The sequence below is a fragment of the Pseudidiomarina salilacus genome (assembly GCF_047323925.1).
GTDB lineage: Bacteria > Pseudomonadota > Gammaproteobacteria > Enterobacterales > Alteromonadaceae > Pseudidiomarina > Pseudidiomarina salilacus.
The window spans coordinates 623,379-650,030 of the sequence record NZ_CP178751.1 but is presented as its reverse complement, the minus strand read 5'-3'; the positions used below and the strand labels follow the sequence as shown (position 1 = coordinate 650,030).

Below are 26,652 nucleotides of genomic sequence, written 5' to 3'. Positions count from 1 at the left end.
TTGTTATAAGTTGTGCCTTAACATAGCTAAGATACGACAAATTTACAAGCGATTAACGATATCTGCAATCAGCTTTGGCCCCTGGTAAATAAAGCCGGTATAAACCTGTACCAAGCTTGCACCAGCAGCTAATTTTGCCTTAGCGCTGCTATAGGAATCGATGCCCCCTACCGCGATAATCGGAATTTTTTGATCGAGCAAAACCGACAATTGCCGTACCACCGCAGTACTTTGTTCAAATAAGACAGCACCACTGAGACCGCCTGCTTCATCGGCAAAAGGCAAGCCTTTCACAGCATCGCGACTGAGCGTGGTATTGGTCGCAATTACGCCGTCAATTTCATGTTTGAGCAGCGCTTGTGCCATTTGTTTAATCTCTTCATTGCTTAGATCGGGTGCGATCTTGACCGCTAAGGGCACGTATTTACCATGTTTAGTGGTCAGCGCCATCTGCTCTTTTTTTAATCCAGCCAGCAACTGATCGAGTGCGTCGCCATGCTGCAAAGAGCGTAACCCCGGCGTATTGGGCGAAGAAATATTCACAGTAATATAGGACGCGAGTGCATAGACCTTGCGCATACAAATGATGTAATCACTGAGTGCTTCGGCATCCGGGGTATCTTTATTTTTACCGATATTGATGCCAAGCACCCCACGAAATTGCGCGTTTTTAACTTGCTCAACCAAATAATCTACGCCGTGATTGTTGAAGCCCATCCGGTTGATAATGGCTTGCTTTTGCTCAATGCGAAACAGCCGCGGTTTGGGGTTTCCCGGTTGTGGGCGCGGTGTCACCGTGCCCACTTCGAGAAAGCCAAAGCCCATTTGTGCAAAAGCATCAATACACTCGGCATTTTTATCTAAACCAGCGGCAAGGCCAACAGGATTTGGAAACTCAATGCCCATGACCTGCACAGGCTTAGCTTTGACCTGCTGCCGCCAAAACCAAGCCAAGGGACTATGGGCGTACTTCTTGAGTAGGCCCATTGAGATGTCATGGGCTTGTTCTGGATCCTTCCGAAACAGCCATTGCCGCGCTAAGTTATACATCTTATGCCGTCACCGGTGAACAGTTGTGGTTCAGCAACATTAATTCACGCAAGGCTACCGAAAATTTCGCAAATTCATGGGTTTTGCTGGTACGGAAATCAGACAACATGTGCTGCCAACGATCGACATAGACTTTATTTTCACTCAGCCAGTTGTCCAACGTCTGTAAACCGTCGGTTTTTGGATCGCTGCCTTTCAACATGCTCAATGTAAGTGAGCGTTGCTGCCAGTCAAGCTCTTCGCGGAACGCTGTGCGTGCCAAAGCTTGCCAGTGGTTGTCCACCGGTTGCGAGTTGATTTGCTCAAGGAACCAATGCAATGAAACACGCGCGCCCAAGTGGAAATAGGCGTAACCAACAGTGCCCACTTTACGCGAAGTTTCATGCACAATATCGGCGATATCGAGTGCTGAGAACAGTGTTGAAAGCGTACCTATTTGCTCTGCTAATTTCGCTGGAACTCCCGCATTGGTGTAACGAGCGATCTCTTTTTCGATTCCAGCGCGCTCGTCTTTAACCAAATATTCCAAGGCGTTCTTACGCAGGTCATTAAAGGCCGGCATATAAAAATCGATGTTTGCTTGTATGCTTGATAATTCGTTACGACGATGGCGCAGCAACCAACGTGTAGCGCGGCGAACGTTGCGGCGTAATTGGAACAACATTTGATTCTGCATATCGGCAGGGATCTTATTGTTACCCGCTTCAATTTGTTCCATCAAACCGCGCAAGTTGAAGCATTCGCGGCCGATAACATAGGCTGCGGCGACTTCTGCCGCAGTGGCACCGGTTTCTTCCATGTTGCGGAAGACAAAGTTCGGGCCCATATCATTAACGATATTGTTAGCTAAGCGTGTCGCGATGATTTGCGCGCGCAACGGGTGCGCTTCCATCGCTTCTGCGTAGGGTTCTTGTAACGGTTTCGGGAAGGCGTTCATTAATGAGCGCGCATGAAACGGATCTGCCATGATCGCATCATCAAGCAATTCTTCTTTTAAAACCATTTTGCCGTAGGCGGTAATGACTGCAAGTTCAGGGCGAGTGAAGCCACGTCCTGACGCTTGGCGTTCCGCCAACTCGTCGTCATCAGGTAAATATTCAAGGCTGCGATTTAACTGCCCTTCACGTTCGAGGTGATGCATGAACCGCTGTAATTCTTTTACTTGTTCAGAACCGCGAATCGAGGTAACCGAAATTGCTTGTGATTGACGGTGACAGTCACGTAGCACGATTTGGGCCACTTCGTCGGTCATGTCATACAACAATTGGTCCCGCTGTTTACGAGTCAAATCGCCGTTGGCAACTAGGCCATTCAAAAGGATCTTGATGTTGACTTCATTGTCCGAACAGTCGACCCCACCAACGTTGTCGATAGCGTCGGTATTGATACGTCCGCCATTGGCTGCGTACTCGATTCGACCCAGTTGGGTGAAACCAAGGTTACCGCCCTCACCGACAATTTTTGCACGCAGCTCTTTGCCATTGACGCGCAGCGCATCGTTGGCACGGTCGCCCACGTCACCATCACTCTCTTTGGTAGATTTGACATAGGTACCAATACCGCCATTCCAAAGTAAATCGACTGGCAGGGTCAAAATTGCCCGGATCATGTCGGTTGGCGTCATGGACTTTTTCTGGGTATTGAACAATTTTTTCATTTCTGGCGTCAGCTCGATGGCCTTCGCTGAGCGCAAGAAAATACCGCCACCTTCAGAAATGGTTGAACGATCGTAGTCATCCCATGACGAGCGCGGCAAGGCAAACATGCGTTCACGCTCGGCATAACTCTTCTTCGCATTCGGCTCCGGGTCAATAAAAATGTGCATATGGTTAAATGCTGCCACGAGGCGCGTATGTTTCGACAACAACATACCGTTACCAAAGACGTCACCGGCCATGTCACCGACACCGACCGCGGTAAACTCAGTGGTTTGACAATCGACACCAATTTCACGGAAGTGACGTTTCACAGATTCCCAAGCGCCGCGCGCAGTGATACCCATTTTCTTATGGTCATAACCGACCGAGCCGCCCGAAGCGAAGGCATCGCCTAACCAGAAGTTGTATTCACCAGAAATACCGTTGGCAATGTCGGAGAAGGTTGCGGTCCCTTTATCGGCTGCAACAACTAGGTAGGTATCGTCTTCATCGTGACGTACCACATCTTTTGGCGGCACAACTTCACCAGCAACGATATTGTCAGTTATGTCGAGCAGCGCACGAATAAAGGTGCGGTAACACTCTTTACCCTCTTCAAAGAACGCTTCACGCTCTTCTGGAAGTTGCTTACAGAAGAAACCACCCTTCGCACCAACCGGTACGATAACGGTGTTCTTGACCTGTTGTGCCTTCACCAAGCCAAGCACTTCGGTACGGAAATCTTCACGGCGGTCGGACCAACGTAAGCCACCTCGTGCGACTTTGCCACCGCGCAAATGAACACCTTCCACGCGTGGTGAATAAACGAAGATTTCATATTTTGGCAACGGCAACGGCATCTCTGGCACCAGTTCCGGCATAAACTTCACTGAGATGTAAGGTTTTTCGTGACCATGTGCATCTTTTTGGAAGAAGTTGGTGCGTTGCGCCGCTAGGATCAGCTCAACATAGCGACGAATGATCCGGTCATCGTCAAGGTTGGCGACGTTATCGAGTTCGCTGGTGATACGGGTTTCAAGTGCTTCGACTTTCTTATCGCGGCTTTTCGTTGCCGGTTCGAACTTGGCATGAAACAGCTTCACGATAAGTGTCGCGATAAGCGGATACTTACCAAAGGTGCTCTCGATATAAGCTTGGCTGAAGGTAGTGCCAATTTGGCGCATGTATTTCGCGAACATACGCAAAATGATGACCTGGCGACCGGTAAGGCCGGCGCTCAAGACTAAGCGGTTAAAACCGTCGTCTTCGTAGTGGCCATCCCAGACGCGAGCAAAAGCGTTTTGGAACAAGTCGCGACTCGCTTCGAGGTCCAACGTTGCATTGCTGTGCAGCATCTGGAAGTCCAACACCCAATAGATTTCGCCATTGGTGGCTTTGATTTGGTAAGGACTCTCACCGATGATCCGCAAGCCAAAGTTTTCCAGCATCGGCAACACGTCAGACAAATGAATGGGTTCGTCTTTGTGGAATAGCTTGAGTCGTACGTTTTTGCTTTGCTCGTTATCTTCACGTGAGCGATAGAACAACATGCCGAGCTTATGGTCTTTGTCGAGCGCTTCTAGCTGCTGAATATCTGCAATCGCAATCGATGGTAAAACTTCTTCTTTGTAGGCGCGCGGAAATGCATTCGCATACTTTTTGTTCAGCGCGTTCGCCTTTGAGTCACCAAAAGTACTGCGCAAAATACGTTCGAAGTTATCTTCCCAGGTGCGGGCCGCTTCAATAAGATTCTGTTCCAATTCTTTCACGTCGATGTCCTGTACCTGTTCGCCCAGTTTCACTGTGTAGTGCGTGCGAGCAAGCGCTGATTCTGAGAAATACGTGGTAAATTCCACGTCGTAACGACTGTTAAAAGTGTTCGCTAAAATGTTTTGAGTCTTTTGCCGCAGGAGCGTGTTGTAGCGCTCTTTTGGGACATACACCATACACGAAGCAAAACGTCCGAAAATATCACGGCGGACGAACACTCGGGTCATGTCACGTTCTTTCATTTGCAGCACACCAACACCAACGTCTAGTAGATCATTTTCGTTGGCTTGCACGATTTCATCGCGCGGATAGGTTTCAAGAATATTCAGCAGTGCTTTAGCGGCATGTGAGGTTGGCGCGAACCCTGACATCTCCATTACCCGACGAATTTTGTCGCCGACCAGTGGTACGTCCCGTGCACTGTTATTATAGAAGCTACTTGAATAGAGACCTATAAAACGGTCTTCACCGATAACTTTACCGTTTTTATCAAAGCGTTTGACGCCAATGTAGTCGCAATAAGCAGGACGATGAACCAAAGATTTCGCATTGGTCTTAGTGACGAGCAACAAGGCATCGTCGAAAGTGCGTTCACGGGCCATTTCTGGCAATGATGAAATGAGGCGCTCTTTGTTATTCGCTGACTTTCGCATCAAACCAAGGCTCGACTCTGCGTTCTGGCGGATCAGGTAATCCCCTTCAATCGCTTTTAGGTCGTAGCGACGGTAACCCATCAGGGTGAAATTGTCTTTAGCGAGCCACTGCAAGAAACGCTGGGCTTCGCGTAATTGTTTCTTATCGCCTGGATAATTAATATCACTCAACTCATCGGCGATTTGTTGCATACGTTCGCGCATCGGCTGCCAATCGGAAACCGCATAGGTCACATCGTCCATGACCGAGGCCATTTCACGTTTGAGCTGGGCAATCGCGTCTTTACTGTTCTGCCGGTCAATTTCGATCAAGAACACTGTATCGACTTCATTTTCTCCACGAGTACCGGCTTTCAATAGTTTGGTAATACGCCGTTCACTATCGCGTTCATGACTCAACGGTAGGTGTAAAAACAAATGTGAGCTGATGCCCAAACGCGACAGTGCCATACGGATCGAGTCGACCATAAAAGGCATGTCGCTTTGAATAATTTCAATAATTGTATGAGCAGATTCCCAGCCGTGACGTGCTACCTCAGGGTTATAAACCTTGATAAGTGCTTTCTCGCCTGGGTGATATTCGTTAAAGCTGTGCCATAACCCCATAATGGCACCGTACAAATCGCTGTCGTTACGTTGCGCAAGTTCGTCATGTGAGACGGTACGAAACATCCTCATGGCAAAATCTTCGATGACATTCGCACGGTCGGTTGCTCGTTTTTGAATGAGCGCGGCCACTTTTTGCAGTATGACGGGGGTCTGGCTTTCGCCAACGGAGTTCATGCTATGTATCCTTGTAACCTAAGAAAAATAGAACGCAACTGGAGAAAAATGTTACTTAATTTGTAACGTCCTTTATTGTCGGACATTTAGTTCAGCTATTCAATGTTTATTAAGGGTAAAAACGAGTGTTCAGACCACGTCTTACGCGGTCTGAACATGTTTATGTCAAGTTTATGAATGGATATGAGGAGAATAGTTATTGAATCCCTAGTGCAAGGTTGATTTTTTCTTCTAAATCGGTCGCTAACTGAGGAATTTCTTTAAGCTCTTCAAGCACTTTTTGCATGTTTGCGCGGCGTGTTTCATCGAATCTTTTAAACTGCAGGAACGGTGTAATCAAGCGCGCAGCAACCTGCGGATTGAGGGTGTTCAATTGGGTAATTATGCGTTGCAATAATTGATACCCCGCACCATTCTCTTGATGAAAGCGCAAACTGTTGCGCGCAAAGGTCGCCAGTAATGAATAAACACGGTTGGGATTGCGCAGATTAAATGCCGCGTGTTCGAGCAGGCGCTCGACATCACCAACGGTGTGCTCATGCACTGCGCTTGCTTGTACCGCAAACCATTTATCCATGACCAGAGGGGTCGTTTTCCATTGCTTGGCAAACTCAGCTAACACCTTGGTCACGCAAGGCAATTGCAAATGCACGGAGATTTCTAAAGCTGCATATTGCTGCGTCATATTGCCCTGGCGTAAGGCTTGTTGTTCGACTACACCGTTGAACGCTTCTGGTTGCGCTGCCGCCAGCAAACGCAGACAACGATTCTTGAGGGCCCTCTCAGCCATTGCTCTCGCCGACAAATCATCATCTTTTGGCTGTAATTGTTCAAAACACTCTGCCAATGGCTGTTGCAATTGCACTGCCAGCTGGAATTCCAGTGAACGTGTGGCACGCTCAATCGCTGCCAGTGGAATCTCTGACGGATAGTATTCAAGGAGTTCTTCTGCACTCGGTGGCGTCAGAATCATCGCCACCAAGGCTGGATCAAGGTCTGCTTTTAATGCTTGCTGCAATGCACCTTGCTCGAGTTCGCTTAGTTTCACCTGCGCTGATTGCGCGACCGCCTGACGGAGTAAAGCGATAAAGATACGTTGTGCGGCCTCCCAACGGGTGACTTCTTGTTCCGCATGACCTAGTAATACCGCCAGTTCTTCAATGGCAATGGGCTGCTCTAATTTCACTGGCGCACTAAAGTTTTCCAGCCACGCGAGTACCGGTTGAGCCGAGACATTACTGAAGGATAAGGTCATTTCAGCACTGTCGAAAACGACCAGCTGACTGCCACTTTCATGTCGCACCACATTTGGCTCGCCCTGCAATTCAAGAGGCTCGCCCTGTTGGCTGTAGGCACTCAGAAGTAACGGAATGACCACCGCTTGTTTCTCAGTCTGACCGGGGGTTGCTGGAGTCTGTTGACGTAGCTGCACCTCGAGAGTTGCCGCCTCCGCGTTGTATTTTTGCGTGATGGTAACTTCAGGTGTCCCAGCTTGACTGTACCAACGGCGGAACTGATTTAAGTCGGTCTGATTGGCATCTTCCAGTGCCGCAACAAAGTCCTCACAGGTGACCGCTTGGCCATCGTGACGCTCACGATAGAGTCGCATACCTGCTTGGAAGCCCTGCTCACCCAACAGTGTGTGCAGCATCCGAATCACTTCAGCGCCCTTGTTGTAGACGGTGACAGTGTAAAAATTATTCATTTCTTGCACTTTGTCGGGGCGAATAGGATGTGCCATTGGGCTTGCATCCTCATTGAATTGATGGCTGCGCATCACCCTTATGGCATCAATCCGATGCACCGCTCGTGATCCCAGATCAGAGCTAAATTCTTGGTCGCGGAAAACGGTTAAGCCCTCTTTCAGCGATAATTGGAACCAGTCGCGACAGGTGATCCGATTACCTGTCCAATTATGAAAATATTCGTGGCCGATTACGGATTCAACATGAATGAAGTCCCAATCTGTTGCCGTTTCTTGACTCGCTAGAACATACTTGGAATTAAAGATGTTGAGCCCTTTGTTTTCCATCGCGCCCATGTTGAAAAAGTCGACCGCGACGATCATGTATCGGTCGAGATCGTAAGCTAAGCCGAACCGCTGTTCGTCCCACTGCATCGACCGCTTAAGCGCACCCATTGCATATTCGGCGCGCTGAGCATTGCCTTTATCAACGAAGATTTCGAGCTTAACGTCGCGCCCTTCGCTAGTGGTGTAATGGTCCTCAATGCGATCAAAGTCACCGGCGACAAGGGCAAATAAGTAACTGGGCTTTGGATGCGGATCATGCCATGTGGCAAAATGGCGACCGTCGGCCAACTGTCCCTCTTTGATGAGGTTGCCGTTGGCGAGTAAAAACGGATAACGTTGTGCACTAGCCACAATAGTAGTAGTGAAAACGGCGAGTACGTCAGGCCGGTCAAGGTAATACATGATGCGTCGGAAGCCTTCTGCTTCACATTGTGTGCAAAATGCCCCACCCGACAGATAGAGTCCTTCGAGTGCACTATTCGCGCTTGGATTCACAACCGTTACTATTTCAAGCTCAAAGACATCAGGTACGTCATCAATGCGTAGCTCGGTATCGCTGACCTCGTAGCGTTCGCTAGCCATTACTTGGCCATCGATTTTAAGATGCTTTAACTGAAGTTGTTCGCCATGCAAATGAAATGCTCCACTTGCTTGCCGTCGAATACGCATGCGACCGCGTACTTCAGTGGCTTGTTCAGAGAGATCGAAATGGAGGTCTAGCTGGTCTATGGTGAAGGCCGGAGCGCGATAATCGCTCCGGTATTGGACTGCTTTACGACTCATTATTTCCTCTTAACTGCTGTGCCGAACGGAACTTAGGCTGTTACAGCTTGTTGCTGCACATTAGGTTCTCGGCGAAGAATTTTAATACCGGTATATCCGTAGAACATCGCGACTAGCGGCGTTAGCCAGTTAAAGAACGCGAAAGGTGCATATTCGAGTGGACTGATGGCCAGTGTTGCCATCATAAATGCACCACAAGTATTCCACGGAATAAGTGCTGAAGTTAAGGTACCGCTGTCTTCCAGTGTACGAGATAAGACCCGCGGATCTAGACCACGACGCTCATACTCTTCTCGGAACATGCGACCAGGAATCACGATGGCCATATATTGGTCTGCCGTCAATAAATTCGCACCGAAACACGTGAAAAGCGTTGCTGCAATAAGGTTACCAGTTGATTTGGCGAAACCCAGAACACCTGAAATCAGACGCTCTAATAAGCCAATTTTTTCAACCACGGCACCAAATGCCATCGCACTTAAGATTAGCCATACAGTATTAAGCATGCTCGACATACCGCCACCGCTGAGCAGTGAATCAAGTTGTTCGCTACCAGTCTCAACGGCGATACCATCCGTCATGGCCAGCCAGACCATTTTTAAGGTGGCAACGCCTGAATCCTCACCGGCGAGCTGGGTGATCAAGTCAGGCTGAAAGAAGACCGCCCAGACCCCACCGAGCAACGCACCAAAAAATACCGTCGGTAATGCGGGTTTGCGCGTTGCTGCAAGCGCCAACAATACCACCAGCGGAATCAGCATTTCCCAACCAATGTTATAAGCATTATTGAGCTCTAACTGCATGGTTTCGAGTTGCAAAGCGGTCGCACTACCGTCGACGTTTAAGCCCAATAAGGTGAAAATAATCAGTGCAATAATATAAGCGGGACCGGCGGTGTAAGCCATATAACGGATGTGAGCGAACAATTCAGTACCGGCTACGGCTGGTGCCAAGTTTGTGGTATCTGATAAAGGTGACATTTTATCACCAAAATAAGCGCCTGATACCACTGCACCAGCTGTGATCGCAGGCGATAAGCCCATCCCTGCCGCAACCCCCATGAGGGCAACACCTATGGTTGCAGCCGTTGTCCACGAGCTACCTATGGCTAACGCAATAATGCCGCAAATCAGCGCACTGGCGGCGTAGAACCAGCTTGGACTCAGCAGCTCAAGACCAAAGTAAATCATGGTTGGCACCGTACCCGATAACAACCAGGTACCAATCAATGAACCGACCGCAAGGATGATCAACAACGCGCCGAGCGCTACTGAAATACCCTCTTTAATGCCTTCTTCGATGTCTTCCCAGCGATAATTATTCACGAAGCCGATAATGACAGCGACGCCGCCGGCAACCCATAAGGCGATTTGATTGGGCCCATAAGAGGAATCTTCGCCGAAAAGGTAGACTGAGGTCGCGAGTGCGATAATCAGTACCACAAGTGGTAACGCGGCTTGCAGCAGCGTTGGTTCTTTAAAAGCTGAAAGTGAACGATTGTGCATAGTTGTCTCTATTCTTTAAAAGCTCACGACACCGATGAGCTGCAGAAAAATAATAATAATAATGACCGGAGCGACCCAGCGCACCATTAGCAACCAGAGTTGATAGACTCGTGGATGGGTATCCATTTCGTCTTGACTCGCAGCGCGCGTCATCACCCAACCACTAAACAGAGCCAATAATAAACCGCCTAATGGTAACAGAATTGAGCCGGTCGCATAGTCGATTAAGTCGAACCAATTGGTAATGACTTTGCCCGGTAACTGCCATTCAAGCTGTGTCCAGCTTGCGCCACTGAACGAAAAGATCGTGACCAGTCCCAGTAACCAAAGCACAACCACTGCTACCAAGGTGGCGCGCCAACGGCCCCAATCGCACTTCTCTTGGAGAAATGCGACAGCAGATTCAATCATGGCGATCGCCGACGTGAATGCGGCAATGACCAACATGACAAAAAACAGCGTCCCCACCCATTGGCCGCCTGGCATGCTAGCAAAAGCCACAGGCAAGCTCTGGAAAATGAGACCAGGCCCCGCTTCTGGCGCTAATTGACTACCGAAAACGATGGGGAAGATGGCAAGACCTGCAAGTAATGCCACAAGGGTATCTGCAAGCGCAACCCATAAAGTGGTCTGCACTACCGAAGTCTCGCGTGGCAAATAAGCGCCGTACATGATGACAACACCTGAAGCTAAGCCCAGTGAGAAAAAGGCATGACCTAAGGCTAACAAGACACCATTGACGGTTAAGTCTTGGAAGTTCGGTGCAAACATGAAATTAATGGCACCGGCGAAGTCACCTATAGATGCAGCATAAATAGCGATACCAATAAGCAACGCGACCATTACCGGTAGCATCCACCGCACGGTATTTTCTAAGCCGTCTTTTAACCCACGGCCGACGACCAGTGCAACGGCAATCAGGATCAATCCATGCCACAATAATAGACGCTCAGCCGAGCTGACTAAACCGCCGAAGAGCCCACTGATTTCTTCCACGCTTTTGTCAACAAAGGCCCCACTCGCAGCCTCTCCAACATAGGCTAGCGCCCAACCAGCGATGACCGCGTAAAAACTGAGGACTAAAAAGCCTGTTGCCATGCCAATCCAGCCAGTGATCGCCCAGTTGCGACTACGACCGGACTCCTCTGCAACAGTAGCCGCTGCAATACCTGGACTGTGGCGCCCGCGTCGGCCAATGATAATTTCCGCCATCATAATAGGAATACCGATAACGGCTATACAAAGCAGATAGACGAGGACAAAAGCACCACCACCATTTTCACCAGTGATGTAAGGGAATTTCCAGATATTACCGAGACCCACTGCCGCAGCAGTTGAAGCCAAAATAAAGGCAAGACGGCTCGACCAGCGACCCGTGATGGTTTTAGGAGTTTTCATAACCCTTGTTTTCCGTTGTTTATTATTATTCTACAAAAAAGCCGCCTAAGGCGGCTTTTCTCTACCATGCGAGGGTTATTGCATGGCGATCTTTAAGTCATCAATCAACTCGAAGCTTAACACGAGTGTTTCGTTTAAGTAAGGATCCGGTTGCTCAAAGTCATCTGGCATCTCATCAAGGCTTTCAATCGCCTCCAGCCCCAAGCGCGCGAGGCGTTCATTGGCTCGTTCAAGCGCTTTTTTCTCGTCCGCCTCTTCTTCAGCCTTGCGCTCTGACATGACTAAACTGGTCCAAGTTTTATCTTTTTCAGCTTGGTACTCTGCAGCATCCTCAAGCACATAATTGAATTCAGGATTTTCACCGATAAGCTTATCATTTAACTGTTTGAGTTTTTCAACCAAGCTGGTGTCGACCGCATTCACCTGCTCAAAATCAGCCGAGTCAAGCTGGTTCCAAGGCAGTGCATTTTCGAGCGCACTCTCGCCGAAATCCTCATTATCCATAACAGTTGGGAAAGCAATGTCCGGCACCACGCCGCGCATTTGCGTGCTACCGCCATTGATCCTATAGAACTTGGCTATGGTGTACTGCACACTGCCAATCGGCTTGTCAAAGAAGTCAAAGCGGCGTTGCAGTCCCCGATGTTGCTGGACCGTACCTTTACCATAGGTTTGCTCACCCACGATAAGCGCGCGCTGATAGTCTTGCATCGCCGCCGCAAAAATCTCTGAGGCCGAGGCGCTATAACGGTTGACCATTACCACCAAGGGCCCATCATACTGAATCTCATCATCGCGGTCGCCGTTAACTTCGCGACGACCACTGCCATCGGCTACCTGCACTACAGGCCCCGAGGTAATAAACAGGCCGGTGAGGCGAATCGCTTCTTGCAACGATCCACCACCGTTATTCCGTAAATCCATAATGATGCCTTCAGCACCGGCAGCTTGCGCTTCGTCAATCAGCTTTTGTACGTCGCCACTCACATTATGATAGAAACTAGGCACGCTGATCACTCCGAGCTTACGCCCAGCGTAGGTGCCTTCTTGCATCGATTTCACCTCGAGCTTCGCGGCGCGATCCTCTAGTTTGACCTTATCGCGGACAATGGAAATCACCTCCGGCGTTGCGCTTGCAGTTTGATTTGCTTTTAAAACTTGCAACTGCACCGTGGTACCCTTAGGACCTTTGATGAGCTCGACCACTTCGTCTAGACGCCAGCCAATCACATCGACAAACTCAGCATCATCTTCGTCACCTTGAGCAACTCCAACCACACGGTCTTCGGGTGCGATTTCGCCGGTTTGATCGGCGGGACCACCAGGAACAAGACTACGAATGACAGTGTAATCATATTCCGATTGCAACACGGCACCGATACCCTCGAGTTCGAGGTTCATATTTTGTTCGAAACGCTCAGCATTCGCCGGTGATAAATAACTGGTGTGCGCCTCAACACTGCGTGCAAAAGCATTCATGACAGTTTGAAAGACGTCTTCACTATTCGTTTGCGTCAGGCGCAGTAACGCATTGTTGTAGCGTTTACCAAGAGTTTCAACGATCTCTGGCCATTCTTTACCGGTCATGGCTAAATTTAACGCGTCGAACTTGACCCGTTGCCGCCATAACTCGTCTAACTCAGCTTCACTCGTTGCCCATTCGGCATCTTCACGATCGAAATAATACTTGTCGCCTTCTTTCTCAAAGTCAAAAGGCTGTTCTTCATCAAGCAGCTTGAGTGCATAGGTATAGCGCTCGAAGCTGCGTTCCATAGCCTTTTCAAACACTGTGTAGGCTGGGCTTAATTTGCCTGAGTGAATCATGTCGTCAAACAAATGTTTGTATTCTGCGGCCTGCTCAACATCGGCTTGCAGTAAAAACATTTTGTTGTAGTCGAGCATTTCTAAATAACGTTCAAGGATCTCTTCTGACAGTGCGTTATCAAGTTCCATATTCTTGAAGTGATACCGCGTGAAATAAGTCGTTACCCGCTGACTCACAACAGAGTGTTGTTCTTCTTGAGCTAGTTCAGGTAATTCATCAACTTGATACGCTGGCGGTAAGGCAACTGCAGCCCCAACCAATCCAAGTTGGATGGCAACGACCAGTGAGACTTTCTTGAACATTGTTGTTGGCATTCGACTACTCCTGCTGGGCAACAAAAATCGCTTCGGCTGATACTTTGACAGTCAGTCCGTTATGAAGTTGCACTACTACGTCGTTGCGGTCAAGTTCGACGATTTCACCAGCGATAGGCTTCTGCCCTGCTTTCACTTGAACTTGCTGACCTGGCTTTAACTGTGAACTAGTTACCGCTTGTAACTTTGGTGCTGACTGCTTTATTGACTTACGTGTTGGCGTCGAATTTGGTTTGCTGCGCTTAGTGTCTTTGCGCGGAGCAGCTTTTGTCGGTGCTCGTTTAGCAGCGGCGGGTTTTGCTGCTTTCGCCGCCGCTTTTTTGCGTTCCGCCACCGCAGCCTGCGATTGCTCGAGCGCTTCTGCTGCGTGCGTTTGATGTTCTTCTTCAACTTTAGCAACTGCTTTGCCGTCGAGATCTACCCGTTCGCCACCGACTTTCATCGCACGTAAGTAACGCCAGCTGTTGGTATAGTGACGTAAAGCGGTACGCAAACGTGTTTTACTCACCGCATCATCATCCGCAAGACGCGTTGCGAGATCATCAAAAATACCAATTTTTAATGGTTTCGTATCCCCTTCAACGCTAAAGCAAGCAGGGAATTTTTCTGCTAGATACGCGATGACTTCTTTATTGTTGCTTAGTTTCTTTACTTCACTCATGTTCATCATTTTCCTGCTGACGTGCGTCAGCTAGTTGCTCTTCAATATAGGTGTACATTTCATCGCTATCGAGATCGAGGAGTTCCGGGTTCTCAATCCAGTCAAATAACGTGCGCCGCACGACTTCTTCAAGGGTTTCCAGAGTATCATCTTCTGCAGCCAAACTGTGAATGTAATGAAGCATTTCATTCAATTGATCAACCGCGACTTCTGCCTCATGTTCGAAGAAAGCCATATCTTGATAACTGACTAAATACGCATGGATATCAAACTCGCTATACATGCAGTTAGTTCCAGTTTAAGGTTTCGATAAATCTTCCCAAGCGGGTTAAACCAGCTGCATCCTCTGTGCTAAAACGCCCGACTGACGGACTGTCTAAGTCAAAAACGCCGACAACGCGATCCGCGACAATTAAGGGTACCACTACCTCAGAATTGGATGCGCTATCACAGGCAATATGCCCAGGAAACTCATGAACATCGATGACGCGCTGCGTTTCACGCGTTGTCGCGGCGGTACCACAGACGCCTTTGCCAAACGCAATGCGCAGGCAAGCGACTTTGCCTTGAAACGGCCCTAATACCAGCGTTTCTGGCGCGCGCGTAAGATAAAATCCCACCCAATTCACGTCATCAAGTGCTTCGTAAACCAAGGCAGATAAATTACTTAGGTTTGCAATAAGATCTGGTTCCCCAGCGGTGATTGCCTCGGCTTGCGCCAACAACAAATCATAATCAGTAGCTGTCGCCATATTACTTGGAGTCTTCTTGGTTAAGGGAGAAACTGGCGATACGTTCGCCTTTTGGTGTCGCAGCGGCATCACGCATTTCACGTTTGCTGCGGGTCACGAGCAGTCCATCAGCACCTACACGGAAAGGTTCATCTGACGGACAATATTTGGCTTGATAGGCCATCACAAGTTGAATGGTATCTTCTTTTTGCCGTTCACTGAGGGCGACGCCATCAGGCCAACGACCTATTTCCACCGCGGAAACTAAGCGTTCAAAAGTTTCAGGTGTGATACTGGCAAGTAAGTCTTCAAACTGCATTAACGGCTCCGTTTCACCATTAAAATACGTACGCGATTGACGATAAACCACACCAAACCAAGCGCCATGGCACCATAGCTAACAGCTGCTTGCCAACTTTCTGGATGTGGCTGCTCGAGAAAACTGTAAGCAAAACCTGCAATGGCTACCAGCAGTGCCAACATAGATTGTCCTAACATTTTTTCTTTACGGCGCTGCAGAGCTCGTTGTTGTGCTTCTTCAAGTTCATCCGCTGAACGCCCAGCAAACTGAAAATCGCAATGCGGGCAGACTTCAGCACGGCTCGATACGCGCTTGTTACATGAGGGGCATTGAATAATTGCCATGAGGGCCTCTTTTGACTACATCAGACTAAGCAATATAAGGGTTTCAGGGTGAAATTCAAGTGTAGAAACAAGGCTACAAAGTAAAGTGCCCGCAATGACTGCGGGCACTTAAATGAGAACCAACAATTCATGACAACAAAATTATTGTTCTTGTTTCTTTTTCGCCTGTTCAGCATCAAAGTCTTGCCAGTAGGCTTTGACTGTGTCCTTCATTTCGCGTCGCAATAGCATGATGCCGAGCAAGTTGGGCAAGGTCATGAGCACGATCGCTACATAGGACAAGGTCCATACCAAAGTTGTATCGGCAAATGAAGCAACAAAGAAACCTGCAACGTAAATGATTCGGTACGGCATGACACCGCGTTGACCGAACAAATAAACCACTGCACGGTCGCCATAGTAAGACCAAGCGATAGCCGTTGAGAAAGCAAATAACATTAAACTGATAGGCACAATGTATTCACCAGCAGCACCAAAGAAACCGTTGGCAAAAGCAATTGACGTAAGTGCCGCGGAGTGCACCAAGCTATCGCCCATAATGACAATGTCTTGTTTCATCATGCGCCCGTTTTCAATCCGTAATGTACCTGTGTAAGGGTCTTCTCCAGCGACGATAAAGCGCACGTTCTCTGCTACAGAGCGAGCGTGTAGCATCGTGTACCCATTACTGACAGGTTCACCATTTTGCACCTCGATCGTACCGCTATATTTTTCGATACTATTTTCGTCGGTGTCGTTCAAATAGTGATAGAGCGCAGTACGGTCAGCTTCTGTGCGATCATCATAGTTGCCAGCGATGATTTCTAAATCGGCTTTTTCGAAAGTATTGGTGTGCTTCTCGCTCCAAACGCCAGAAGACAAAATCACCAATGCCGTCAACGTACAAATAACGATCGTATCGATGAAGGGTTCGAGGATCGAAACCATGCCTTCTGAAACCGGTTCATCGGCGCGTGCTGATGCGTGCGCGATGGGCGCTGAACCTTGACCTGCCTCGTTCGAGAACAAGCCGCGGTTAACCCCACGGTTAAAGGCGTAGGCGAAGGTAGCACCCAAGAAGCCACCAGTGGCTGCAGAACCACTAAAGGCATTGGTGAAAATCGCGGAAATTGAAGGACCAATATTTTCGATATTGAATAGAATGACGCTCAATGCACCTAAAATATAAAGTGCGCCCATAATTGGCACGATTTTAGAAGTCACCGCAGCAATACGTTTAATGCCACCGATAATCACCATTGCTAGCAAGATAGCAAGCACGCCACCAGTGAGCATTGGATCAAAGCCGAAGCTCATTTCCATACTCTGTGCAATGTTGTTAATCTGCGGCATGTTACCGGTGCCGAACGAGCTAATGATGGTCGCAACTGCAAAGATGACTGCCAACCACTTCATATTCAAGCGGCGATCCATGTAATACATAGGGCCACCCGCCATGGTGCCATCTTCGGTTTTGACGCGATATTTATGCGATAAAGTCACTTCGACGAATTTAGTGGTCATGCCCAAGAATGCAGTTACCCACATCCAGAAGATCGCCGCGGGTCCACCTAAAAAGATCGCCAGCGCAACACCACCAATATTACCCGTACCGACGGTGCCAGAAAGTGCGGTAGAAAGGGCTTGGAAGTGACTGGTGTCACCTTGCGCGCCCTTTTTATCGAATTTCCCCGTGACAACTTTCCAGGCATGACCGAAAAAACGGACTTGCGGAAAACCTAAATACAACGTGAAGAAAATACCGACACCCAACAGGATGTATGGGAAGTAAGCTGCCGAACCAAGATAGCTATCAAGCAGCAAAAGAAAGTTATTAATGGCTTCCAAGGTGTCCCCCTTGCGAATTGTAATTGTTATTTATTGTCGTTATTACGTACTTAAGCTAACTTGCGCGCGTTAAACGCGCAAGTCATTAGCAACAGCATAGACTGCACTGACTACATCTGCACCTAATTGTGCACTGCGATTCGCCGACCAACCGAAGTCTGCATCTGGCAGGTTCGCATTATCTTTGAAAGGCATCTCTAATGTGAAGGCTAAACAGTCGAAACGCTCTGCAACTGCGTTACTTGCCACCGTAAGATTCGCTTCGCCTGGTTTGTCCACCTCGTAGCCAAACTCAGTTTGGAACTCTGGCGTGATGGCAAGCAGCGTTGCTTTGAATTTTTCAGCAAGTTTGTCATGGCGCTCGTTATAACAAGGCACACCTTCACAACCGGCAAGGAAGTTGTACGGTAGGTTTTCGTCACCGTGAATGTCGAGATATAAATCAACGCCAGTTTCTTGCATCGCGTTGAGGACATGAAACACCTCAGGGCTGCGTTCGAGCGAAGGTGCTTGCCACTCGCGATTGAGGTTGACCCCCACCGCATTGGTGCGTAAGTGGCCTCGGACACTGCCATCTGGGTTCATGTTAGGAACCACATAAAAGACGTTATCTTGCAGCAATTTACGCACTGCGCCATCTTCATCATCGAGTAAACGTCCTAACATGCCTTCGATAAACCATTCTGCCATTGATTCACCTGGATGCTGGCGTGCGGTGACCCAAATCTTTTGTTTGCTTTCATCGGGTTCACCAATGACTAACAGGTTCAAATCACGACCATCAAGCGTTTGTCCCAGCAACACATGTTCAACTAAGCTAGATTGTTGTGCCCAATGGATTAAATCTTGATGACGCTCATAGGAATACGGCGTGAAATAAGCAAAGTAGACACTTTCTTGCTCCAACGTATGACGAATCGTAAGGGTTTTACCGTCATAGCTCGTGGGTACGCGAAACCAAGTTTCACGGTCATATGAAGCAACCGCTGAGTAATCTTGCCAACCATCCGGATAGGCAGACCCTGAGGCATTGGTAATGTTCATTACATGTTCAGTGCCTAGTTCGCCATAGAGTTTAAAATGAAACCACTGATAAAAATCGGACTGGTGGTCTTGGCGAATTTTAAGTTCGATGGCAGCAGGATCTTCAGCCTTCACGACTTCGATATTGCCACTGTCAAATTGTGCAGTAATTAACATGTTGTAATCCTTTCATTCGAGAAAACAAAAGCGCCGATTGGCGCTTTTGTTGTGATTGAAAAAGTCTTATTTAGGCAAATTGGTGAGTTCTTGCCCTGCCATCTTTTCAGCAACGCGAATCACCTGACAGCTGTAACCGAACTCATTGTCGTACCAAACATAAAGTACGGCACGATCTTCATCAACGATGGTTGCTTGTGAGTCAACCACACCTGCGTAACGTGAACCTACCAAGTCGGTAGATACGATTTCGGTTGAAGCAGTGAAATCAATCTGTGCTTGCAAATCTGAGTGCAGAGCTTGGTCACGCAAGAAAGCATTGATTTCATCCTTGCTGGTGGCCTTTTGCAGATTCAAATTCATGATCGCCATTGACACGTTCGGCGTTGGCACGCGAATAGCGTTGCCCGTCAATTTACCAGCTAGCTCTGGCAAAGCTTTGGCTACTGCTTTTGCCGCACCAGTTGAGGTCAAGACCATATTCAGCGGCGCAGAACGGCCACGACGTTCAGCTTTGTGATAGTTATCGATGAGATTTTGGTCGTTGGTGTACGAGTGTACGGTTTCAACGTGACCGTTGCGGATACCATAATGATCGTTGATGACCTTTAACACTGGCGTGATGGCGTTAGTAGTGCAACTTGCGGCACTGACAATCAAGTCCTCTGGTGCGATATCTTGATGGTTGACACCGTACACGATATTTTTGATGGCACCTTTTGAGGGAGCCGTCAGCAATACTTTCTTGACGCCTTTTGACTTCAAGTGCAGCCCTAAACCATCTTCGTCTTTCCAAATACCTGTGTTGTCGATAACAATGGCATCGTTGATCCCATATTGCGTGTAATCGACTTGATCAGGACCATCGGAATAAATAACTTTGATGCTGGTGCCATTAGCTTTAATCGCACAATTCTCATGATCAACAGTGATGGAGCCATTGAATGGGCCATGAATCGAATCACGGCGTAACAGGCTTGCCCGTTTCTCCAGATCACCGTCGCGACCACCGCGCACCACGATCGCGCGCAATCGCATTTTGTTATTGCTACCGTTACGCTCAATCAATAAACGCGCTAGCAAGCGGCCAATGCGACCGAAGCCGTAAAGCACTACATCAGTGGTTGGAATTTCATCAACCTTGTCGATGATTTCCACCAACTCTGTTTTTAGGTAATCTTCGATGGAAGCACCCTTGCCGGCGTCTTTGTGCAGGTAATTGAAAGCCAATTTACCCAAGTCAATGCGCGCCGGTGCAAGTTTCATTTTGCTGATGGCCTCAATGAACGGGAAGCTCTCACGCAAGCGTAGCTTCACACCTTCATGCCGGCGGATCAGACGATGCGCTTTGATGATGTTGATGGTATCAACGTTTAACAGTGAACGGCCATAGACCAAAATTTCAACACCGTAGTTACGATACAGACGGCCTAAAATAGGTTGCATCATTTCAGCGTATTCCTGGCGTTCCTGCCAGCTTTGAAGCGTCAGATCCTGCTGTTGGTCACTCATGCGATTACCTTTGCGTTACTTTGCGTTAAAGAGGAAAACAGTTAAACGGAAAAAATCGAGCGCTATTGTACTGAAAACACCTTCGAAGTACCAGAAAGTGTCGACCGCATTTCTCAGCGTGCTACAATTCGCGACACAAAATATTGCAGTCATTGTCTTGCTGTCCAAAGGAGCTCCTTATGTTACGCCGTACCAAAATAGTTACAACGCTTGGCCCCGCTACTGATAATCCAGCCACTTTAGAGGCCCTGATTAAAGCTGGCGCAAACGTGGTGCGGTTGAACTTCTCCCATGGCAAAGCGGATGACCACAAACAACGGGCGAAGTTGGTGCGTGACATTTGTGCGCGACTCGGGACTCACGTGGCGATTTTAGGTGACTTGCAAGGCCCTAAAATTCGCGTTGCAAAGTTTGTCCATGACCATGTCACGCTTGACGAAGGCGACACCTTTACCCTCGACGCGGCAATGGCAAGCGATGCCGGCACTGGACAAGCGGTAGGTATTGATTACAAAGAACTGCCACAAGATGTTAAGCCTGAAGATATCTTACTCTTAGACGACGGGCGGGTTCGGCTCAAAGTAGACCGCGTTGAAGGCTCAAAGGTCATTACCACCGTGATTGTTGGCGGTAAGCTATCAAATAATAAAGGCATCAACCGTCTCGGTGGTGGTCTCTCAGCGGCGGCATTGACTGAAAAAGATTACCAAGATATCAAACTCGCCGCGGAAATCGGCGTTGATTATCTTGCCGTGTCGTTCCCGCGATCAAGTGCCGATATGCATGAAGCACGCCGACTGTTACGCGCTGCCAACGGCACCGGCATGTTATGTGCAAAAATCGAACGGGCTGAAGCTGTTGCAACTGATGCTGCGCTGGACGATATCATTCGCGCTTCTGAAGCGGTCATGGTCGCGCGCGGTGATCTAGGTGTTGAAATCGGCGATGCTCAGTTGGTCGGTAAACAGAAACTCATCATTAAACGCGCCCGTCAGCTCAATAAGGTTGTGATCACGGCAACACAAATGATGGAAACCATGATCGAAAACCCAATGCCAACCCGTGCAGAAGTGATGGATGTGGCGAACGCAGTGCTAGATGGCACAGACGCAGTGATGCTCTCAGCCGAAACCGCAGCCGGTAAATATCCGGTAGCGACCGTCAAAGCCATGGCCGAGATTTGTCTGGGTGCTGAAACTCATCCTTCTGCCCGCCTAGACAACAGCGAACTCGAAGAAACCTTTACCAATACGCAAGAAGCGACCGCAATCACCGCGATGTATGCTGCGACGCATTTATCAGGCGTAAAAGCTATCATCGCCTTAACCGAGTCTGGCACCACTGCCAAACTGATGTCACGTATTCATACCATTTTGCCAATTTTCTCACTATCGCGTCACCCAGACAGCCGCAATCGTTGTGCATTGTACCGAGGGGTTTACCCTATCGCGTTTGATTCGACCAAAAGCAAGCCAGAAGCCTTGATTCGCGATGCGATTAACGAGATTAAAGCACGCGGTCACGTTGTTCCGGGAGATTTGGTGATCTTGACCCACGGCGATGTAATGGAAACTGTTGGTTCGACCAACACTTGTAAGATTATCGAAGTCCGTTAGTCAGCGTAGTCTTTATGAATATCCGTAACAAGTTCGCGGTAATCGGCGAGCTTGTTACGGACTTTACGTTTTTGCTCAACACTCATTGTTGCGTAAATGGCAACGAAGAATTCGATGGTTAGCGCACGATTATAGTCACTACTCTGCTGTAACTCTTCACTGCGGAATTGTTCAGGATTGGTAATCAGTTGTTCTAGTGAGGCCGAAAAGTCCTCTGCACTTGGGTTCTTAATGGTGCGCTCAAAACTATCTAGCCATTGCATTTGGTAGCGATGCCATAACTCATCATTGCGTTCGCGCTGTTCCATCCAACGGTGCAACAAACGCTCCTGTTCCGGCGCTAACCTTCCGAGCCACTCTTCAGCACGATCAATGGTTCTCTGAAACCTTTCACGTTGCCTTTTACGCGGCTCTTGCGCGAGCTCTTCCACTCTTTCTTCAGTAATTTGTTCCCGCATTTTAGTGATAAATTGAGCACGCTGTGCAGCGCTGAGCTGCGGCAAATAACGTTGGGCGTACGGCTCAATTTCAAGACGAATGGTGTGCCAGAACCGATAAGCATCGTCAGCAAATTGGTTTAGCTGCTGCGCATCGATTCGATCGTTTTCAACCGCGTTGATCAGTTCAGTCAAGAAATCGGCATATGCGGGCATCTGTGTTTGTGCATGCCATTGGTGTAACGCATCGATACTGGCTGAAACATCTCCCGCTAGCGGGTCATCAAGGTCAACGTACTTGCCAAGTTGATATTCGAGGTAGGTGTCAGCGAAGCGATAGCCAAACTGGGTTGAACAGCCGCTGAACAGAAGTGTGACAACGATGATTGTTAGCAGTTTAAGACTTACCGTGCGCATCGTTATCAACACCCCTTGAGTGGTTAGGAATTAAGAATCAACTTTTTGATCCTTTCCTTGTAGCTACGACTGACTTTTAGTTCTTTGCCATTTTTCAGAATGATGTGGTACTCACCATTTTGCCGGCTACAGAGTTTTTCGATCTGGTCTAAATTCACAATTGCCGAACGATGAATACGTTGGAACCGCGTCGGATTTAACTCATCTTCCAATTCTTTCATAGTACGACGCAAAATATGCGTTTCGTTGTCCGCGTGAATACACATATAATCACCCGCAGCATCAATCCATTCGATTGACTGTATCGCTACGCGCGTGATCTCGCCACTTTCTTTAATCGCAATGTGCTCGGGATAACGTGCAGCGCCAAAGTCTTGGTCATCAGCGAGCTTTTTCAGAATAGCCTCGCAATCTTCACCGGTGGCATCCGCCAACAAATTAAGCATACGTTGCTGTTGCTGATTACGTTCACGCTGGGCCAGATTTTTCTCAACACGATGCAAAGTTTGCGCCAGACGCTCGTGGTCCACTGGCTTTAGCAGATAGTCGATGGCGCGCACTTCAAACGCTTTGATGGCGTACTGGTCATAAGCGGTGACAAATACCACGATCGGTAAGGGAACGCCGCGCGCTTGAACTTCTCGCATGAGCTCAAAGCCATTCATGCCGGGCATTTGAATGTCGAGGAATACCAGATCAGGTTGCAACTCGACGATCTTCTCGAGTGCTTGTCGAGCGTTTGGACACTCTTCGAGTAGTTCAACTTGTGGAAACTCTTGCAAACGCACAGCAAGACCACGCCGTGCGAGGGATTCATCGTCGACAATTAGGGTACGAATGTGTTGACTCATTTAGCCTCAACCTGTTCAAAAGGTATGCGAATCTCAATACGCATGCCATGCGGTTTGTTAGTAGATAATGTAAATGAGTAACTCTTCCCATACAAGGCTTGTAATCGGTCACGAGTATTTGCAAGACCCACACCGCCGGCTTTTTGTAATAATTTCTCTGGCTCGGCGCAGCCTGGACCGTTATCAGAAATAACCAGAACGAGATCATCGGCTTCGCGTGTGGCTTGAATGGCAATCACCCCACCGTCTTCAAGTTTAGCGATCGCATATTTAATTGAGTTCTCTATTAATGGCTGTAAAAACAGACTCGGAACCATTGCTTTTTCGGCTTCAGCGGTAATATCAATTGCAACTTGTAAGCGCTCATCAAAACGCACTTTCTCGATATCGAGATAAAGCATCAATGCATCAATTTCGCGTTGCAATGGAATTTTCTTAATCGGCTCGTTATCAAGTGAGAAGCGCAAAAAAGAACTCAACTTGGTCATCATACGATTCGCGAGATCATTCTCTTTGATCAAGATCAGTGTGGAAATCGCATTTAAGGTGTTAAACAGAAAGTGCGGGTTAAGCTGATAACGTAGCATTTTCAGTTGCGCCTGATGCGCCATCGACGTTGCCATCAAGGCTTTTTGTTTTTCGTCTTGCAGCATCTGATAGTATTTGATACCAAAGTACAGGCCACTCCAACTCAGCATGATGTAGAACTTGGCGAGTGCATTCTTAAAATAGAACCAGTTACTCTCTGGACGGAAGCCAAATTTATAGACTTCCCAATAAGTAGCGTTATCAATGACCGCCCAAATACTAGCGCTAACATAAGATGCGCCTAAGACAACAACGATGAGCAGCCAGGGCGGGCGTTCCCAAATACGGCGATACAAATAGCGCAATGGAACGGTTAACAGAAAACCTGCATAAGCGCCCAGCAGTATGATCAGCACATACACGGCACGCATTTCGTGCATCAGTGAACCAATATAGTGAACGAGCGCATAGCCAAACCAGCCTGCGGCTTGGAGAACCCAGAAAAAACGGTTGCGGTCGTCTAGTAATGTCTGCCAACGTGCGATCATAGTGACTCAAATCTTGTTCATAACACGTTGATTATACCTTTTACCATGAGGAATGTGCCGCTCATTTATCGCATTCAGCCCACTGTATAGCTTGTTCAACGCATGCTAAGATGCAGCTCATTGCAGTTCGACTCCGAGGTTCCAGTGTTACATTACGACGTCACGCCGATCGATCCTAAAGGACATCAATTCGCAGTTCAACTCAGCATTCCCGCGACCGACGCAGACTTCATCGAACTCTCGATGCCGGCCTGGATCCCAGGTAGTTACATGATTCGCGACTTTGCCCGCAACGTGCTCGATTTACGTGCCGAAGCGGATGGAACTGAACTGGCGGTGACCGTTGTTGATAAGCAAACATGGCGTATTCAGAGCCATGGGCAAGCCGTTACAGTTGATTATCTTGTTTATGCCTTCGATCTAAGCGTGCGCAGCGCCTATCTTGATCAGCTTTGGGGCTTTTTCAATAATAGTAGTCTCTGTTTCAGTGTTAGAGGCTTTGAACAAGAGCCGCACGCACTGGCGATTAACCTGTCAAGCGAAACACCGAACTGGCGCATTGCAACCGGTATGCCACGCATCAAGGGTGAGCGATACGGCAGTGGAGAGTTTCAAGCAGACTCCTACGAAGCATTGATCGATTATCCGGTTTTGCTAGGTGAATTAGCGATCCATGAGTTTATCGCTGGTGGAGTTAAACATGCCTTTGTCACTGCCGGTCGCCAGTATGCGGATTTCGACCGAATTTGTGGTGATCTAGCGAAAATTTGTGAGCAGCAAATTGGCCAATTTGATAAACAAGTGCCCTTCGACGAGTATTTGTTCTTAACCATGGTGGTTGGCAAAGGCTTTGGTGGTCTAGAACATCGCAATTCAACCGCACTCCTTTGTAGTCGTCGCGACTTGGTGAGCCCAAAAACCCGCGCGGCCATTGATACGGATTATCGCACCTTTTTAAGTTTATGTAGTCACGAGTACTTTCACAGTTGGAACGTGAAGACACTGAAGCCTAAAGAGTTTTTACCTTACGATTTACAGGCCGAACAATACACGCGACAGCTTTGGTTTTACGAAGGTGTGACCTCTTATTTTGACGATTTTGTATTACACCAAGCAGGCTTAATCGATGCCAATACCTATCTCGGCCTGTTAGGTGACACTCTAGCCCGTGTGCGACGCGGCGTTGGCTTGGACCGACACAGCGTCGGCGATTCAAGTATGCAGGCTTGGAATCGGTTTTATAAACAAGACGAGAACGCGCCAAACGCAGTGGTTAGTTACTACGCCAAGGGCGCTTTGATAGCTTTGTGTATCGATTTACTGCTGCGTAAAGAAAGCGTGGGTAAGGTTACTCTCGGTCAGTGTTTAAGTGAGTTTTGGCGTGAGTTTGGCGCAACGCTCAAAGGCACTTCGGAAAATGACTTTGCTGACTTTGTCCAACAACGCTACCAAATTCATTTACACGCATTTATCGAGCGTGCTGTGAACCAACGTGAAAGCCTACCGACCTTGCAGCTTTTGCAAGAATTTGGCGTGAGTTGTGAGCAGAGTCCCGCGCAAGATGACAACACCATCGGTGGACGTGCGGCAGCACAACCTCTGCCGGTCGCTTTGGGGGCGAAATTTAAAGGTACCGCGTATGGTTTAGAGTTGCAGAACCTTTATGCCGATGAAGCGGCAATGCTTGCTGGTTTAAGTGCGCAAGACCGCCTGATTGCCATCGATTTCTTACAAGTAACCGATGCCAATATGCGGGAAATTTTTGAACGTTATCAGCCGGGTGATACGGTAACGGTGCACGCTTTTCGACGTGATGAGCTGTTGCAACTGCAACTTACTTGGCAAGCACCTAAGCGTAACAACTACGTACTGAAAGTCACTGATGCAACACTCGCAAACCAGTGGTTACGATTGGCCTAATAGCGCACT

General features: G+C 48.4%; 19 protein-coding genes. 2 read left to right on the top strand and 17 right to left on the bottom strand.

The features are described from left to right. Positions 1–42 precede the first annotated feature (42 nt). From pyrD to ACJ8W9_RS03010, 14 genes are all read right to left on the bottom strand, one after another. Positions 43–1,050, bottom strand: coding sequence for a quinone-dependent dihydroorotate dehydrogenase (pyrD, locus tag ACJ8W9_RS03075; protein ID WP_411358431.1), 1,008 nt, complete (start codon positions 1,048–1,050; stop codon positions 43–45). A 1-nt stretch (position 1,051) separates the two neighbouring features. Then, positions 1,052–5,893 carry an NAD-glutamate dehydrogenase gene (locus tag ACJ8W9_RS03070; protein WP_411360341.1) on the bottom strand — a complete coding sequence of 1,614 codons (4,842 nt, stop codon included), beginning with the start codon at positions 5,891–5,893 and terminating at the stop codon, positions 1,052–1,054. 196 nt (positions 5,894–6,089) lie between these two features. Continuing rightward, positions 6,090–8,708 (bottom strand): aminopeptidase N, encoded by a 2,619-nt coding sequence (gene pepN / locus ACJ8W9_RS03065; protein ID WP_411358429.1) that lies wholly within the window; start codon positions 8,706–8,708, stop codon positions 6,090–6,092. A gap of 32 nt (positions 8,709–8,740) precedes the next feature. After that, positions 8,741–10,213 carry a Na+/H+ antiporter NhaC gene (gene nhaC, locus ACJ8W9_RS03060; protein WP_411358428.1) on the bottom strand — a complete coding sequence of 491 codons (1,473 nt, stop codon included), beginning with the start codon at positions 10,211–10,213 and terminating at the stop codon, positions 8,741–8,743. A 15-nt stretch (positions 10,214–10,228) separates the two neighbouring features. Then, positions 10,229–11,611, bottom strand: a complete 1,383-nt coding sequence (locus ACJ8W9_RS03055; protein WP_411358427.1) for a sodium-dependent transporter — start codon at positions 11,609–11,611, stop codon at positions 10,229–10,231. 75 nt (positions 11,612–11,686) lie between these two features. Next, positions 11,687–13,750 (bottom strand): carboxy terminal-processing peptidase, encoded by a 2,064-nt coding sequence (gene prc, locus ACJ8W9_RS03050; RefSeq protein WP_411360338.1) that lies wholly within the window; start codon positions 13,748–13,750, stop codon positions 11,687–11,689. A gap of 4 nt (positions 13,751–13,754) precedes the next feature. Further along, positions 13,755–14,411 (bottom strand): RNA chaperone ProQ, encoded by a 657-nt coding sequence (proQ, locus tag ACJ8W9_RS03045; RefSeq protein ID WP_411358425.1) that lies wholly within the window; start codon positions 14,409–14,411, stop codon positions 13,755–13,757. Continuing rightward, the gene (locus ACJ8W9_RS03040; RefSeq protein WP_411358424.1) at positions 14,404–14,694 is read right to left on the bottom strand and encodes a hypothetical protein; all 291 of its coding nucleotides are present in this window, start codon (positions 14,692–14,694) and stop codon (positions 14,404–14,406) included. Before ACJ8W9_RS03040 ends, proQ begins: the two co-directional genes overlap by 8 nt. Positions 14,695–14,698: 4 nt before the next feature. Then, complete coding sequence (locus ACJ8W9_RS03035) at positions 14,699–15,163, bottom strand: GAF domain-containing protein (protein ID WP_411358423.1); 465 nt, start codon at positions 15,161–15,163, stop codon at positions 14,699–14,701. 1 nt (position 15,164) lies between these two features. After that, entirely contained in the window at positions 15,165–15,461 is a 297-nt protein-coding gene (locus ACJ8W9_RS03030) for a YeaC family protein (protein WP_411358422.1), read from the bottom strand. Beyond that, positions 15,461–15,787, bottom strand: a complete 327-nt coding sequence (locus tag ACJ8W9_RS03025) for a hypothetical protein (protein ID WP_411358421.1) — start codon at positions 15,785–15,787, stop codon at positions 15,461–15,463. Before ACJ8W9_RS03025 ends, ACJ8W9_RS03030 begins: the two co-directional genes overlap by 1 nt. Positions 15,788–15,928: 141 nt before the next feature. Then, entirely contained in the window at positions 15,929–17,614 is a 1,686-nt protein-coding gene (locus ACJ8W9_RS03020) for an alanine/glycine:cation symporter family protein (RefSeq protein WP_411358420.1), read from the bottom strand. A 69-nt stretch (positions 17,615–17,683) separates the two neighbouring features. Then, a complete protein-coding gene (locus ACJ8W9_RS03015) occupies positions 17,684–18,814 on the bottom strand; it encodes a M14-type cytosolic carboxypeptidase (RefSeq protein WP_411358418.1) in 1,131 nt (376 codons plus the stop codon). Between the two features lie 66 nt (positions 18,815–18,880). Further along, complete coding sequence (locus ACJ8W9_RS03010; protein ID WP_411358417.1) at positions 18,881–20,326, bottom strand: glyceraldehyde-3-phosphate dehydrogenase; 1,446 nt, start codon at positions 20,324–20,326, stop codon at positions 18,881–18,883. A gap of 179 nt (positions 20,327–20,505) precedes the next feature. Here ACJ8W9_RS03010 and pyk point away from each other — a divergent pair, with 179 nt between their 5' ends. Continuing rightward, positions 20,506–21,942 carry a pyruvate kinase gene (gene pyk, locus ACJ8W9_RS03005; RefSeq protein WP_411358416.1) on the top strand — a complete coding sequence of 479 codons (1,437 nt, stop codon included), beginning with the start codon at positions 20,506–20,508 and terminating at the stop codon, positions 21,940–21,942. On the opposite strand, the gene ACJ8W9_RS03000 is transcribed toward pyk, so the two are convergent. The 3 genes from ACJ8W9_RS03000 to ACJ8W9_RS02990 are packed head-to-tail and all read right to left on the bottom strand — an operon-like array spanning position 21,939 to position 24,723. Beyond that, positions 21,939–22,796, bottom strand: a complete 858-nt coding sequence (locus ACJ8W9_RS03000) for a DUF6279 family lipoprotein (protein ID WP_411360333.1) — start codon at positions 22,794–22,796, stop codon at positions 21,939–21,941. The genes pyk and ACJ8W9_RS03000 overlap by 4 nt on opposite strands. Positions 22,797–22,819: 23 nt before the next feature. Then, on the bottom strand, positions 22,820–23,647 hold the full coding sequence (locus tag ACJ8W9_RS02995) for a LytR/AlgR family response regulator transcription factor (protein WP_411358414.1): 828 nt from the start codon (positions 23,645–23,647) through the stop codon (positions 22,820–22,822). After that, on the bottom strand, positions 23,644–24,723 hold the full coding sequence (locus tag ACJ8W9_RS02990) for a sensor histidine kinase (protein ID WP_411358413.1): 1,080 nt from the start codon (positions 24,721–24,723) through the stop codon (positions 23,644–23,646). Before ACJ8W9_RS02990 ends, ACJ8W9_RS02995 begins: the two co-directional genes overlap by 4 nt. A gap of 144 nt (positions 24,724–24,867) precedes the next feature. On the opposite strand from ACJ8W9_RS02990, the gene ACJ8W9_RS02985 reads away from it, so the two are divergent. Continuing rightward, complete coding sequence (locus ACJ8W9_RS02985; protein WP_411360330.1) at positions 24,868–26,643, top strand: M61 family metallopeptidase; 1,776 nt, start codon at positions 24,868–24,870, stop codon at positions 26,641–26,643. The last annotated feature ends 9 nt before the right edge of the window (positions 26,644–26,652 follow it).

Excerpts from the sequence above, each read along its gene's own strand:
- pyrD (WP_411358431.1), bottom strand. The coding sequence starts at position 1,050 with ATGTATAACTTAGCGCGGCAATGGCTGTTTCGGAAGGATCCAGAACAA.
- ACJ8W9_RS03070 (WP_411360341.1), bottom strand. The coding sequence starts at position 5,893 with ATGAACTCCGTTGGCGAAAGCCAGACCCCCGTCATACTGCAAAAAGTG.
- pepN (WP_411358429.1), bottom strand. The coding sequence starts at position 8,708 with ATGAGTCGTAAAGCAGTCCAATACCGGAGCGATTATCGCGCTCCGGCC.
- nhaC (WP_411358428.1), bottom strand. The coding sequence starts at position 10,213 with ATGCACAATCGTTCACTTTCAGCTTTTAAAGAACCAACGCTGCTGCAA.
- ACJ8W9_RS03055 (WP_411358427.1), bottom strand. The coding sequence starts at position 11,611 with ATGAAAACTCCTAAAACCATCACGGGTCGCTGGTCGAGCCGTCTTGCC.
- prc (WP_411360338.1), bottom strand. The coding sequence starts at position 13,750 with ATGCCAACAACAATGTTCAAGAAAGTCTCACTGGTCGTTGCCATCCAA.
- proQ (WP_411358425.1), bottom strand. The coding sequence starts at position 14,411 with ATGAGTGAAGTAAAGAAACTAAGCAACAATAAAGAAGTCATCGCGTAT.
- ACJ8W9_RS03040 (WP_411358424.1), bottom strand. The coding sequence starts at position 14,694 with ATGTATAGCGAGTTTGATATCCATGCGTATTTAGTCAGTTATCAAGAT.
- ACJ8W9_RS03035 (WP_411358423.1), bottom strand. The coding sequence starts at position 15,163 with ATGGCGACAGCTACTGATTATGATTTGTTGTTGGCGCAAGCCGAGGCA.
- ACJ8W9_RS03030 (WP_411358422.1), bottom strand. The coding sequence starts at position 15,461 with ATGCAGTTTGAAGACTTACTTGCCAGTATCACACCTGAAACTTTTGAA.
- ACJ8W9_RS03025 (WP_411358421.1), bottom strand. The coding sequence starts at position 15,787 with ATGGCAATTATTCAATGCCCCTCATGTAACAAGCGCGTATCGAGCCGT.
- ACJ8W9_RS03015 (WP_411358418.1), bottom strand. The coding sequence starts at position 18,814 with ATGTTAATTACTGCACAATTTGACAGTGGCAATATCGAAGTCGTGAAG.
- ACJ8W9_RS03010 (WP_411358417.1), bottom strand. The coding sequence starts at position 20,326 with ATGAGTGACCAACAGCAGGATCTGACGCTTCAAAGCTGGCAGGAACGC.
- pyk (WP_411358416.1), top strand. The coding sequence starts at position 20,506 with ATGTTACGCCGTACCAAAATAGTTACAACGCTTGGCCCCGCTACTGAT.
- ACJ8W9_RS03000 (WP_411360333.1), bottom strand. The coding sequence starts at position 22,796 with ATGCGCACGGTAAGTCTTAAACTGCTAACAATCATCGTTGTCACACTT.
- ACJ8W9_RS02995 (WP_411358414.1), bottom strand. The coding sequence starts at position 23,647 with ATGAGTCAACACATTCGTACCCTAATTGTCGACGATGAATCCCTCGCA.
- ACJ8W9_RS02990 (WP_411358413.1), bottom strand. The coding sequence starts at position 24,723 with ATGATCGCACGTTGGCAGACATTACTAGACGACCGCAACCGTTTTTTC.